Annotated in this window: 10 protein-coding genes and 1 tRNA gene; 8 read left to right on the top strand and 3 right to left on the bottom strand. The window is 64.1% G+C overall.

The window, feature by feature from the left end:
* Positions 1–86: 86 nt before the first annotated feature.
* On the top strand, positions 87–893 hold the full coding sequence (folE2, locus tag F4827_RS08690; RefSeq protein ID WP_183723584.1) for a GTP cyclohydrolase FolE2: 807 nt from the start codon (positions 87–89) through the stop codon (positions 891–893).
* Between the two features lie 66 nt (positions 894–959).
* On the opposite strand, the gene tsaD is transcribed toward folE2, so the two are convergent.
* A complete protein-coding gene (tsaD, locus tag F4827_RS08685) occupies positions 960–1,988 on the bottom strand; it encodes a tRNA (adenosine(37)-N6)-threonylcarbamoyltransferase complex transferase subunit TsaD (protein WP_183723583.1) in 1,029 nt (342 codons plus the stop codon).
* Positions 1,989–2,151: 163 nt separating this feature from the next.
* On the opposite strand from tsaD, the gene F4827_RS08680 reads away from it, so the two are divergent.
* The 5 genes from F4827_RS08680 to dnaG all read left to right on the top strand — a co-directional run bounded on the left by F4827_RS08680 (position 2,152) and on the right by dnaG (position 7,573).
* Positions 2,152–3,384: an NAD(P)/FAD-dependent oxidoreductase gene (locus tag F4827_RS08680; RefSeq protein WP_183723582.1), complete on the top strand. Its 1,233-nt coding sequence runs from the start codon at positions 2,152–2,154 to the stop codon at positions 3,382–3,384.
* Positions 3,385–3,504: 120 nt separating this feature from the next.
* Positions 3,505–4,482: a universal stress protein gene (locus F4827_RS08675; RefSeq protein ID WP_183723581.1), complete on the top strand. Its 978-nt coding sequence runs from the start codon at positions 3,505–3,507 to the stop codon at positions 4,480–4,482.
* Between the two features lie 161 nt (positions 4,483–4,643).
* Positions 4,644–4,856 carry a 30S ribosomal protein S21 gene (gene rpsU, locus F4827_RS08670; RefSeq protein ID WP_027819095.1) on the top strand — a complete coding sequence of 71 codons (213 nt, stop codon included), beginning with the start codon at positions 4,644–4,646 and terminating at the stop codon, positions 4,854–4,856.
* Between the two features lie 259 nt (positions 4,857–5,115).
* Positions 5,116–5,562, top strand: a complete 447-nt coding sequence (locus F4827_RS08665) for a GatB/YqeY domain-containing protein (protein ID WP_183723580.1) — start codon at positions 5,116–5,118, stop codon at positions 5,560–5,562.
* Positions 5,563–5,680: 118 nt separating this feature from the next.
* Positions 5,681–7,573, top strand: a complete 1,893-nt coding sequence (dnaG, locus tag F4827_RS08660) for a DNA primase (protein WP_183723579.1) — start codon at positions 5,681–5,683, stop codon at positions 7,571–7,573.
* A gap of 39 nt (positions 7,574–7,612) precedes the next feature.
* On the opposite strand, the gene F4827_RS08655 is transcribed toward dnaG, so the two are convergent.
* The gene (locus F4827_RS08655) at positions 7,613–7,822 is read right to left on the bottom strand and encodes a hypothetical protein (protein WP_183723754.1); all 210 of its coding nucleotides are present in this window, start codon (positions 7,820–7,822) and stop codon (positions 7,613–7,615) included.
* Between F4827_RS08655 and rpoD the strand changes: the two genes are divergently transcribed.
* Both rpoD and F4827_RS08645 read left to right on the top strand, forming a co-directional pair.
* A complete protein-coding gene (rpoD, locus tag F4827_RS08650) occupies positions 7,749–10,157 on the top strand; it encodes an RNA polymerase sigma factor RpoD (RefSeq protein WP_183723578.1) in 2,409 nt (802 codons plus the stop codon). The two genes, F4827_RS08655 and rpoD, sit on opposite strands and share 74 nt — an antisense overlap.
* Positions 10,158–10,325: 168 nt before the next feature.
* Positions 10,326–10,413, top strand: a tRNA-Ile gene (locus F4827_RS08645).
* A 199-nt stretch (positions 10,414–10,612) separates the two neighbouring features.
* Here the strand turns inward: F4827_RS08645 and F4827_RS08640 are convergent.
* A complete protein-coding gene (locus tag F4827_RS08640) occupies positions 10,613–12,271 on the bottom strand; it encodes a cyclic peptide export ABC transporter (protein ID WP_260175065.1) in 1,659 nt (552 codons plus the stop codon).
* Positions 12,272–12,351: the final 80 nt, after the last annotated feature.

Below are 12,351 nucleotides of genomic sequence, written 5' to 3'. Positions count from 1 at the left end.
TGTCGCCCCGTTCCGCCAGCAAGCGCCGGCTCATGCCGGCGCTTGCCATTTGCGCGCCACATTCTGCGCGACTTGAGGATAAGAATATGAATCAGATGAACCCGGCTTTCGTGATGCCGGACGTCCAGAGCTCCGTCGATACCCGTCAGATCCCGATCCAGCGTGTGGGTGTGAAAGGCGTGCGCCATCCGCTCACCGTGAAGACTGGCTCGGGCGACGTCCAGCCGAGCGTCGGCACATGGAACCTCGATGTTCATCTGCCTGCGGACCAGAAGGGCACGCACATGTCGCGCTTCGTGGCGCTGCTCGAAGAGAACAAGGCGCCGCTCGAACCGGCAACCTTCCGCGCGATGCTCACGGCAATGCTCGCGAGGCTCGAATCGCAGGCAGGCCGTATCGAAGTGTCGTTCCCGTACTTCGTGAAAAAGGTCGCGCCGGTGTCGGGCGTGGAAAGCCTGCTGGACTACGAAGTGACGCTCACGGGCGATGCGCGTGATGGCGTGACGCGCCTGTTCCTCAAGGTGCTCGTACCGGTGACGAGCCTGTGCCCGTGCTCGAAGAAGATCTCGCAGTACGGCGCGCACAACCAGCGCTCGCACGTGACGATGGATGTCGAGTTCGAAGGCGATCTGCCGGTGGAAGAACTCATCGTGATCGCCGAGCAGGAAGCGTCGTGCGAACTGTGGGGCCTGCTCAAGCGTCCGGACGAAAAGTTCGTGACCGAGCGCGCGTATGAGAACCCGAAGTTCGTGGAAGACCTCGTGCGCGACGTGGCCGTGCGTCTGAACGCCGATGCCCGCGTGATCGCCTATACGCTCGAAGCCGAAAACTTCGAGTCGATTCACAATCACAGCGCCTATGCGGTGATCGAGCACGACAAGCGCGTCGCTTGATCGATCTGCTTATGACGTAAAAAAGCCGCCTGAAAAGGCGGCTTTTTAATTTGAGCGATCGCGGCCTTACTGCTGCGAAAGCGCCGTCAGATCCCAGCGCGGCTTCACCGTGAAGGCATAATCGCGCGTGGCCTGATCGGGCCAGCGTTGCAGACGCAGCGCGCCCGCCAGTGCGATCATCGCGCCGTTGTCGGTGCACAGCGACAGATCGGGGTAGTGCACTTCGAAGCCGCGCTTTTGCGCCGCCGCCGATAGTTTCTCGCGCAACTGCTTGTTCGCGCCCACGCCGCCCGCCACCACGAGGCGCTTCATCTTCGTCTTCTTGAGCGCCGCCAGCGATTTCGCGGCCAGCACGTCCACCGCGGCATCCACAAACCCGCGCGCGATATCGGCCTTGCCCTGTTCGCCGATATTCGGCCCGAGCTTCTTCACATGCGTGAGCACGGCGGTTTTCAGGCCGCTGAAGCTGAAATCGAGATCGCCCGAATGCAGCATCGGGCGCGGCAGTTCGATTGCGCCCGGCGTGCCGAATTCGGCCAGACGCGAGACTTCCGGCCCACCCGGATAACCCAGGCCCAGCAGCTTGGCGGTCTTGTCGAAGGCTTCGCCGGCAGCGTCATCGAGCGTCTCGCCGAGCGTTTCGTACTCGCCCACGTCGGTCACGCGCATCAACTGCGTATGCCCGCCGGACACCAGCAGCGCCACGAACGGGAAGGGCGGCGGCGCGTCCACGAGCAGCGGCGAGAGCAGATGCCCTTCCAGATGATGGATGCCAACGGTCGGACGATTCCACGCCATCGCCAGCGCATTGGCGATGCTCGCGCCCACCAGCAGGGCGCCCGCGAGACCGGGGCCCTGAGTGAAGGCGATGGCGTCGATGTCGCTGCGCGCGGCGCCGCTTTTTGCGAGCACCTCTTCGAGCAGCGGCAGCGCGCGGCGGATATGGTCGCGCGAGGCCAGTTCGGGCACGACGCCGCCGTACTCGCGGTGCATGGCGATCTGCGAATGCAGCGCGTGCGCGAGCAGGCCGCGCTCGCTGTCGTAGAGCGCGAGGCCGGTTTCGTCGCAGGAGCTTTCGATGCCAAGAACAAGCATGGTGTGGCGTGCAACGGCGTCGTTTCGACAAAAACCGTCGCTAAATCAAAGTGAAAGGTAACCCCAAAGTATAGCAGCGTGCGTGAATCCTGGCGGAGGGCGGCCGGTGTGCGAAGGTCGAGGGCGGGCCACCGCGGCGCGGCGCGCAGGTAGAATGCGCGCCATGGAATCTTTCGACATCGCCGTGATCGGCGCAGGAGCCGCCGGCATGATGACCGCGGCGGTGGCGGGCCAGAAGGGCCGCCGCGTGGCGCTGATCGACCACGCCCCGCGTCTCGCGGAAAAAATCCGCATTTCGGGCGGGGGCCGCTGCAATTTCACGAATCTGCACGCCAGCCCGGCCAATTACCTCTCGAACAACCCGCATTTCTGCCGTTCCGCGCTCGCGCGCTACACGCCGCGCGATTTTCTGGCGCTGCTGCGCCAGTATCGCGTGACCTGGCACGAGAAGCACAAGGGCCAGTTGTTCTGCGATCAGTCCAGCGAAGCGATCATCGACGTGTTGCGCACCGAATGCGACGCGGGCAAGGTCGCGTGGCGTCGCCCGCTGCCCGTCGAGGACGTTGCGCATGCCGACGGCGCGGGCTTTACGCTTGGCACGCCGCAAGGCCAGATCCGCGCGAAGGCGCTCGTGATCGCCACTGGCGGTCTGTCGATCCCGAAGATCGGCGCGACGGATTTTGCCTATCGCGTCGCCAAACAGTTCGGCCACAAGCTGATCGACACGCGCCCGGCGCTGGTGCCGCTCACCTTCGCGGCGCAGGAGTGGGAGCCGTATGTGCCGCTCTCGGGCGTGTCGCTCGACGTTCATGTGGCGACCGGCGAGCGCAAGACCGGCGGCGCGTTCGACGAAGATCTGCTGTTCACGCATCGCGGTCTCTCGGGGCCGGGCGTGCTGCAGATTTCGAGCTACTGGCAGCCGGGGCAGCCGATCCGCGTCAACCTGCTACCCGATCGGGATGCCACCGAAGCGCTCATCGAGGCCAAAGGTTCGACTAAACGCCAGATCGGCAATCTGCTCGCCGAGTGGGTGCCCGCGCGCCTTGCGCACGCGTGGCTCGAAACGCATGGCGTGCCGCTCGACGCGCGCCTGGCCGATCTGCCGGACAAGACGCTGCGCCGCATCGGCGAGGGTCTGTCGCAGTGGACGCTCACGCCCACCGGCACAGAGGGTTACAAGAAGGCCGAAGTCACGCGCGGCGGCGTGGATACGCGCGAGCTGTCCTCGGCGACGATGATGAGCCAGCGCGTGCCGGGGCTTTACTTCGTTGGCGAAGCGGTGGACGTGACCGGCTGGCTGGGCGGCTACAACTTCCAGTGGGCCTGGGCGTCGGGCGTGGCGGCCGGCGAGGCCGCGGCGGAGTTCGCGCTCGCGGGCGCCGCTCGATTGTCGTAGCGCCTGCCACCTTCTGACGCACGCCTCGCAATCCCTTTGCGGCATTTGATGCCCGTCATGGCTGGCGCGGCATGCGAGGTCCACGCTTGAGAGTTCTTCCACTCAGGCAAGGACCAGAACGTGAACCAGAACGACCAGAACACTCCCGGCGTCAGGCCGATGCGGCGCATCATGATCGCGGTGGACGATTCGAACGCCTCGCGCCAGGCGCTGCGCTTCGCCGCGCGCATTGCGTCGCCGCAGGCCGAAGTGCGCATCGTCTGCGTGGCGGACCAGCCCGGAGCGTGGATCGCGGGCGGTGCGTTCACCGCCGGGGATGCGTGGATCACGGACACCATCGCCACCGCGCGCAAAAGCCTGCACGCCGAAGCCGAACTCACGCTCGAACAGGCGCTGGCCGCGTTCAAGGGGCGCTGCGCGGCGGTCGAAGGGCTGGTGGTCGGTCAGGGCGGCGAGAGCGGCGCGGTGGTGCAGGCGCTTGTCGCTGCGGCGCGCGACTGGCGCGCCGATCTGCTGGTCGTCGGCGCACGTCATCGCGGGCGCGTGAAGCGTTGGGTGGACGGCTCGGTGTCGGGGGCGCTGGCGGTTGCCGCGCCGTGTCCGCTGCTGGTCGTGCCGGATGAATATGCGACTCACGAGTCTCGCGCAGAGCTGGGTCTCGCGCGGGTGGTGCTGGCGACCGATGGCAGCGAGCCATCGGTCCATGCGATCGGCGCGGCCATGCGTCTGCTTTCGCCGCCCACGATTTTGCGCGCGGTCTATGTGGTCGATCGCAGCGGCGTGGCGGCCGATCCGGTGCCCGGCTCCGCTTTGCAGGAGGCGATGTCCGCGCAGGGCCGCAAGGCGCTCGCCGCCGCCGTCGGGCAACTGGCGCCATCCGGCTGCACCACTGAAACGCAACTGGTTGCGACCGCTCTCATTCGTGACGACGTCGCCCACGCGGTCCTGCGCGACGCGCAGGCCTGGGACGCCGATCTGGTGGTGCTGGGCACGCATGGCCGCCGTGGCGTGGCACGCTGGCTGCTGGGCAGCGTGGCGCAGCGCGCGGTGGAAGTCACGCACCTGCCGCTGTTGCTGGTTGGGCCTGCGCAAGCTTGAATCACGGCGCGTGGCGCAGCCGCGAATCCCGCCACCGGTAAGGCTGTGCGGGAAGTTGCCGGGGGCGCGTCTGGATTCGGGTTTTCCTGCCGGCGGCCTCACGATGCACAGGTATAGTTTTGCTATACTGACTCCCTTTACCCCCGATCCGTTATTGGAAAATGACGACCATCCGCGTAAAAGAAAACGAACCGTTCGAAGTTGCCATGCGCCGCTTCAAACGCACGATCGAGAAGAACGGTCTTTTGACCGAACTTCGCGCCCGTGAGTTTTACGAGAAGCCCACGGCTGAACGCAAACGCAAGAAGGCAGCGGCGGTAAAGCGCCATTTCAAGCGTATTCGCAGCCAGACGCTGCCAAAGAAGATGTACTGATTTCGGCGTCACTGTGGTTTCTCCGCCTTTGTCGGAAATCCCACAGCGACGCAAAGCAGCCGGTAGCCTGTGTGCCGCGCTGTCCTTCTGGTGTGGTCGCAACCAGCCGAACCCGCACCGACCCGCCTGGAAACGCTTCCAGGCGGGTTTTTGCATTCCTGCGATGCTTCGGTGTGAATTCGGTGCCAAATTCTGGCCAAGCGGCCGCGCTGCCCGGTGAATCCGGGATTGTGCAACCCCAACGCATTTCAGGTGAGTGATGAGCCTCAAAGACCGAATCAACGACGATATGAAAACCGCGATGCGCGCCCGCGAAACCGAGCGCCTCGCCACGATTCGTCTGCTGCTCGCCGCCATCAAGCAACGTGAAGTCGACGAGCGCATCACGCTCGACGACGCCGCCATCACGGCGGTCATCGACAAGATGATCAAGCAGCGCAAGGATTCGATCAGCCAGTTCGAAGCCGCGGCCCGCGCCGACCTCGTGGAAAAGGAGCAGGCCGAGCTGGCCGTGCTGAGCACCTACATGCCCGAGCAGCTTTCGGACGCGGAAATCGCCGCCGAAGTGCAGGCAGCCGTGGCTGAAGTCGCCGCCGCGGGCCCGCAGGATATGGGCAAGGTCATGGGCGTGCTCAAGCCGAAGCTCGCCGGTCGCGCCGACATGACGGCCGTTTCCGGCCTCGTCAAGGCCGCGCTTACGAAGTAAGGGCCCCGCGCGGGCTCCATGCGCTGCCTTCAACGGCGGCGTGCGGGGCTTGCGTCGGGCGCGCGCCGAACAGGCCAACGCACCCAGCCCATCAGAAACAAACGAGCGACCCAGCCCAATGATTCCGCATTCGTTCCTGCAGGATCTGCTTAACCGCGTCGATATCGTCGACGTGGTGGGACGCTTCGTGCAGCTCAAAAAGGGCGGCGCGAATTTCATGGGCCTGTGCCCGTTCCACAACGAGAAGAGCCCTTCCTTTACCGTTAGTCCAACGAAGCAGTTCTATCACTGCTTTGGTTGCGGCGCGCACGGTACGGCCATCGGCTTTCTCATGGAGCACGCGGGCCTGTCGTTTCCCGAAGCCGTCAACGATCTCGCCCAGTCGGTCGGCCTGAGCGTGCCGCAGGAACCGTCGCCCGTGCGCGGCGGCTACGGCGGCAGCCGCGGCGGTCAAGGCGAAGGCGGCGCTTACGCGCCCGGCGTCTCGAAAGCCGTATCCAACGCGCTGTCCGACGTGATGCAGACCGCCTGCGATTACTACCGCAAGCAGCTGCGCAGCGCGCCCAATGCGATCCAGTACCTCAAAAAACGCGGCCTGACCGGCGAAATCGCGGCCCGTTTCGGGCTCGGTTACGCGCCGGATGGCTGGCAGAACCTCGAATCCGCCTTCGAGGACTATCGCGACGATTCGCTGGTCGAATCGGGTCTCGTGATCGTCAGCGAAAAGCAGGACGCGCAAGGCCAGGCACGCCGCTACGACCGCTTCCGCGACCGCGTGATGTTCCCCATCCGCAACGTGAAGGGTCAGGTGATCGGCTTCGGCGGCCGCGTGCTGGACGGCGGCGAGCCCAAGTATTTGAATTCCCCGGAAACGCCGCTATTTAACAAAGGTAGCGAACTGTACGGGCTGTTCGAGGCACGTCTGGCGATCCGCGAACAGCATTACGTGCTGGTGGTGGAAGGCTATATGGACGTGGTGGCGCTGGCGCAACTGGGCTTCCAGAACGCCGTGGCGACCCTGGGCACGGCCTGTACGCCGATCCACGTCCAGAAGCTGATGCGTCAGACCGATACGGTGATCTTCAGCTTCGACGGCGATTCGGCGGGCCGCCGCGCCGCGCGGCGCGCTCTGGACGCCTGTCTGCCGCACGCGGCGGACAACCGCACGATCCGCTTCCTGTTCCTGCCGTCCGAGCACGATCCGGACAGCTACGTGCGCGAATACGGCGCCGAAGCCTTCAAGGAACAGGTCGAGCGCGCCATGCCGCTCTCGCAGTTCATGCTGAATGAAGTGATGGCCGGCAAGGAGCTGGACCAGCCCGAAGGACGCGCCCGCGCGCTGTTCGACGCCAAGCCGCTGTTGCAGGCGCTGCCGGCGAATGCGCTGCGTGCGCAGATCATGCACATGATCGCGGACCGTCTGGACGTGCCGTTCGAGGAAGTGGCGGGGCTGTGCGAGGTCGACGCCCGTATCGCCCAGGCGGCGCGCCGTGCGCCTGCCCGCAAGGACCGCCATCTGGTGACCGGGATCGAGCGCAAGGCGCTGCGCAACCTCGTGATGCACCCGCGCATCGTGGCGCAGCTCGACGAGGAAGCCGAACAGGCGCTGATTACGCTCACGCGACACGGCGAACTGTTCGAGGAAGTCACCACGCATGCCCGTGCGCTGGGCGAGGCGGCTGAATTCCAGCTGTTGTCGGACCTCTTGAGAAATGGGGCCAATGCCCCAACCTTCGAGGAGATTTTTCGGGAAATTCTGGACTATGATGAAAACGTTCGGGATCTGCTGATGAAAAACCCCGAAGATGGCGCCGTGCTGGAGGAGCGCCGCGAGCAGGAGCGGCTCGTTAGCGAGGAATTGGCGGCGGCAATCCTGAAGATGCGTTTCGACGCCTGCAGCGAGCGCCTCAACGTACTGACGAAGCAGTCGCGGCATACGCCGGAAGAGATGTCGGAACTCGTGAAGTTGAATCAGGTGCGGGCTGACATGAAGCGTCAGCTCGGGCTGTAGGCAGGGAGGATCGCGCTCGGGCAGAGATTTCCGTGCGTGCTAAACTCGAAGGTTTTCAGCGGTTTGTTTTTGTTGTTTTTGTTTTTTCCGGGCGGGCAGCACACGTATCACTCGGAGGCCATTTCGCCGGGTGATGCCGAAAGGTGTCCAGTTTCCAGCAAGGGGCGGAATGGCAATGGCAAAGACTACAGGCGCAAAGAAGGCGGCAGGCGACAGCTCGACGGAGCAGACCATCAGGTCACAGGCCACGCATCCCTCTTCCGCCGGTTCCCGTCGCAACGCGGCAACCGCCAGTCATGAAGTTCCCGCAGTCCCGAAGAAAACCCGGACTGTTTCGGCCGCGAGAGCGGTGCCTGCGAAGGCGGCGAAAGCTGTCGCGCATCCGGCAACGAAGCGCTCCGGTGGTCCGAGTAGTGCAAGGCAAGTGCCTGCCGTTGCGGACGATGCGGCAGAGCGCGAGGCTCCAGTATCCACGGTTCAAGAGGCTGTTGTCCAACAGCCCCGAGTCGAGACTACAGCCGGTACGGCGAACTCCATGACGAAAAAGCTGAATGAAGTGTCCGTCGATGACGACGCAAACCAGAGCGAAGAAAGCACGCCCGCCGCGGGCAAGGGTGAGAAAACCACCCGTGCGCGCGACCGGCGAGCGAAAGAGAAGGCGCTGCTGAAAGACGCGTTCGCCTCCTCGCAGCCCGGGACCGTCGAGGAACTCGAAGAGCGGCGCAACAAGCTGCGCGCGCTTATCAAGCTTGGCAAGGAGCGCGGCTACCTCACCTACGCCGAAATCAACGATCACCTTCCGGACAACTTCACGGAAACCGAGGCGATCGAAGGCATCATCAGCACGTTCAACGACATGGGCGTAGCCGTCTACGAACAGGCGCCCGATGCCGAAACGCTGCTGCTCAACGACAACGCCCCCAACGCCTCTTCCGACGACGAAGTCGAAGAAGAAGCGGAAGTGGCGCTCTCCACTGTCGATTCCGAATTCGGCCGCACGACCGACCCGGTGCGTATGTATATGCGCGAAATGGGCACGGTCGAACTCCTCACGCGCGAGGGCGAAATCGAAATCGCCAAGCGCATCGAAGACGGCCTCATGCATATGGTCATGGCGATCTCCGCCTGTCCGACCACCATCGCCGATATTCTCGCCATGGCCGAACGCGTCGCCAACGACGAGATTCGCGTGGATGAACTGGTCGATGGCCTGATCGATCCGAACGCCGAAGACACCGATGGCTTCAACGCCAAGGAAGCGGAAGAGATCGAGAACGAAGAGGCGAGCGCCGAAGAGGAAGAAGAGGAAGAGGGCGAAGAAGAGGAAGACGACGGCGCGGCGCAGGCGACGGCCAATGCGGCGCAGCTCGAAGCCCTCAAACGCGCCTCGCTCGAAAAGTTCGCGCTCATCAGCGAATGGTTCGACAAGATGCGCCGCGCTTTCGAAAAGGAAGGCTACAAGTCGAAGGCCTACCTGAAGGCGCAGGAAACGATCCAGGCCGAGCTGATGTCGATCCGCTTCACGGCGCGTACCGTCGAGCGTCTGTGCGACACGCTGCGCGCGCAGGTGGATGAAGTGCGCCAGGTCGAGCGTCAGATCCTGCATACGGTGGTCGACAAGTGCGGCATGCCGCGCTCGGAGTTCATCACGCGCTTTCCGGGCAACGAAACCAATCTGGACTGGGCCGACAAGGTCGTCGCGGAAAGCCACCCGTACAGCGCGATTCTTTCGCGTAACGTGCCGGCGATCCGCGAACAGCAGCAGCGCCTGCTCGACCTGCAGGCGCGTGTGGTGCTGCCGCTCAAGGACCTCAAGGAAACCAACCGCCAGATGGCGGCCGGTGAACTGAAGGCGCGCCAGGCCAAGCGCGAAATGACCGAGGCCAACCTGCGCCTCGTGATCTCGATTGCGAAGAAGTACACCAATCGCGGCCTGCAGTTCCTCGACCTGATCCAGGAAGGCAACATCGGCCTGATGAAGGCGGTGGACAAGTTCGAATATCGCCGCGGCTACAAGTTCTCGACCTACGCGACGTGGTGGATCCGTCAGGCCATCACGCGCTCGATCGCGGACCAGGCGCGCACGATCCGCATTCCGGTTCACATGATCGAAACGATCAACAAGATGAACCGCATTTCGCGGCAGATCCTGCAGGAAACCGGTCTTGAGCCGGACCCGGCAACGCTGGCCGAGAAGATGGAAATGCCGGAGGACAAGATCCGCAAGATCATGAAGATCGCGAAGGAGCCGATCTCCATGGAAACGCCGATCGGCGACGACGACGATTCGCATCTGGGCGACTTCATCGAGGACAACAACACGGTGGCGCCCGCCGACGCGGCGCTGCATGCGTCGATGCGCGATGTCGTGAAGGACGTGCTCGACTCGCTCACGCCACGCGAGGCCAAGGTGCTGCGCATGCGCTTCGGTATCGAAATGAGCACCGATCACACGCTGGAAGAAGTGGGCAAGCAGTTCGACGTCACGCGCGAGCGGATCCGCCAGATCGAGGCGAAGGCGCTGCGCAAGCTGCGTCACCCGAGCCGTTCGGACAAGCTCAAGTCCTTCCTTGAAGGCAATTGATGGCGCTTGCTTGCGCTTTGTGCGTGGCGGAACGCATGCGGCGCAAGTAAAGGCGTGTGATGGATGGCCAGGCCGGCCCAGTTTCGTGTAGTATGTCGGCCTGCCGTCGGAAAGCCCGGCTCTAATCAGACCGGGCTTTTTTGTTGGCAACTCTTGCTTTAACTCCGTGGGCTGGACGCCGTGTTGGTTGCAGGCAGTGGACTCATAATCCACCGGAGAAATCCCATCGTGGGTTCGAACCCCACCCGGCCCACCAGTCTATATTCCACTGAAATCCAGGCTGTTCTGCTCGACTGCCTGAGATCCTTATCCAGCGCGCTCTTCCTTGGACCGCGCATCTGAGAACGGTCCTCAAGTCCAGGACTTCACAGTCCACTCGATGAGTTTTCGCGGCGCGCGTCCACGGCGAGCCGCAATCGCTAGCCGCCCGCTCCAGCCGCAAACAAACGCCAACCTCAAACCGTCGCCTGCTCCCTGACCCGCACGTTCTCGACGATTTGCCCATCCTCCAGCTTGATGCGCCGGTCGGCGAGATGGAAGTAACGGTCGTCGTGACTGATGGCCAGCACCGTCTTGCCGCGCGCGCGCAGGTCCGGCAACAGCACCTGATAGAACACATCCTTGAATGCCGGGTCCTGATCGGCGGCCCATTCGTCGAATACATAGAACGGCCGGTCTTCCAGATACGCGACCACGAGCGCGAGCCGTTTGCGCTGACCTTGCGACAGATCGCGCGTCGAAAACGCGCCGTCGTTTACGCGCACCTTGTGATCCAGATGCAGACGCTTGAGCAATTCGTTGCCGAGTCGATCGAGCCCTTCGCGCGGCAGGCCGACCAGCGAATCGAACAGATGGAAGTCGGAGAAAATCGCGCTGAATTGCTGCCGATACGCGTCGCGCGACGTATCGTCGACGAGATGGCCGTCGATGCGCAACTCGCCTTTCTCCGCGACATATAGCCCGGTGAGCAGCTTGGCGAGCGTCGTCTTGCCGCTGCCGTTGCCGCCGACGAGGAACACGATCTCGCCCGGCGTGAACGACAGTTCGATCGGCCCAAGCTGGAAGATCTCGTCGGCGCGCTCGTGGTAGTAGCTGTGCTGCAAACCGTTCACGTCGATGCGCGAGAACGCCGGCGCGGCACCGTTGTCGAGCGCGGGCGTTTCGGCATTGCGCATCTGCTGCACGGCGTTTTCGATGCGCTCCAGCGCGACGCGCGCGAGCTGCACCTGTGGCAGGTTGTTCAGCAGACTGTCGAGCGGCACCATCAGATAGAGAAACACGACCACGAAGCCGGAGCTCGTATGCGCGTCGAGCCCTGCATAGCGCGTGAAAAAGAACGTCGTCACGCCGATGATCACGTACAGCAGAAACAGCCCGAAGTTGCTCGCGCCGCTATAGATCAGCATGCCGCGCACGCGGGTCGAGCGCACCGATTCGAGCGCGGGGCTCAGCACCTTGTCGAGAAATTCGTCGCCGCGCTTGCGGTTGAGCTTCAGCTCTTTGGCGCCGGCGATCAGCGAGCCGAAGTAACCCAGCGATGCATCCTGCAACGTGCCCGCCTTGCGCAGATAGACCATCGCGCGGCCATGCGCGAGGTGGAACGCGAGCGAGCCGAGGCCGAGCGCCGCCGCGACGAACAGCAGCGTGCGCCACGACAGCATGCCGAGATACACGAGACTGCCCGCGACGATCGCGCCGTTCATCACGATGATCGGCAGGCTGGCGAACAGGGTCGCGACGAGCGCGGCGTCGTCGCTGGCAAGCGACTGCAGGCGTGCCGCACCGATCGTTTCGATCTGCCGGTACGGCGCGCTGCGGATATGCGTCGACAGATGGCGGCGCAGGCTCGCGAGCGTCGTCTGCGTCAGGTTGACGAACACCGACACCGCGACGAGCCGCAGCACTAGCGCCGCGCTGCAGACCACAAGGAAGCGCCAGCCGAGGCCGGGCAGCTCGGCGGCCTGGACGTTGAGCGCCGTGTTCAACAGCGCGACGAGCGCGACGCCCGCGAGGCCGCTCAGAATGCTGGCGCCGGTGGCAAGCGCGAGCCGGCCGCGCACCTGGCCGATCAGCATGGCCAGCGTGCGCGGGGGATTAGGTGCGTTGGATCTCATCGAATTCCTGTCTGCTGAGGGTGGGACGCCATGCCTGCATGGCCTGCTCGCGGCCCGTCCATCACGTCCAGGACCTTCGG

It is taken from the genome of Paraburkholderia bannensis (assembly GCF_014200455.1).
Classification (GTDB): Bacteria; Pseudomonadota; Gammaproteobacteria; order Burkholderiales; family Burkholderiaceae; genus Paraburkholderia; species Paraburkholderia bannensis_A.
This window is presented reverse-complemented; position numbering and strand designations above follow the sequence as displayed.

Bases quoted from the DNA above. Each gene is read 5' to 3' on its own strand.
- rpsU (WP_027819095.1), top strand. From the start codon at position 4,644: ATGACGACCATCCGCGTAAAAGAAAACGAACCGTTCGAAGTTGCCATG.
- rpoD (WP_183723578.1), top strand. From the start codon at position 7,749: ATGGCAAAGACTACAGGCGCAAAGAAGGCGGCAGGCGACAGCTCGACG.
- F4827_RS08640 (WP_260175065.1), bottom strand. From the start codon at position 12,271: ATGAGATCCAACGCACCTAATCCCCCGCGCACGCTGGCCATGCTGATC.
- folE2 (WP_183723584.1), top strand. From the start codon at position 87: ATGAATCAGATGAACCCGGCTTTCGTGATGCCGGACGTCCAGAGCTCC.
- tsaD (WP_183723583.1), bottom strand. From the start codon at position 1,988: ATGCTTGTTCTTGGCATCGAAAGCTCCTGCGACGAAACCGGCCTCGCG.
- F4827_RS08680 (WP_183723582.1), top strand. From the start codon at position 2,152: ATGGAATCTTTCGACATCGCCGTGATCGGCGCAGGAGCCGCCGGCATG.
- dnaG (WP_183723579.1), top strand. From the start codon at position 5,681: ATGATTCCGCATTCGTTCCTGCAGGATCTGCTTAACCGCGTCGATATC.
- F4827_RS08665 (WP_183723580.1), top strand. From the start codon at position 5,116: ATGAGCCTCAAAGACCGAATCAACGACGATATGAAAACCGCGATGCGC.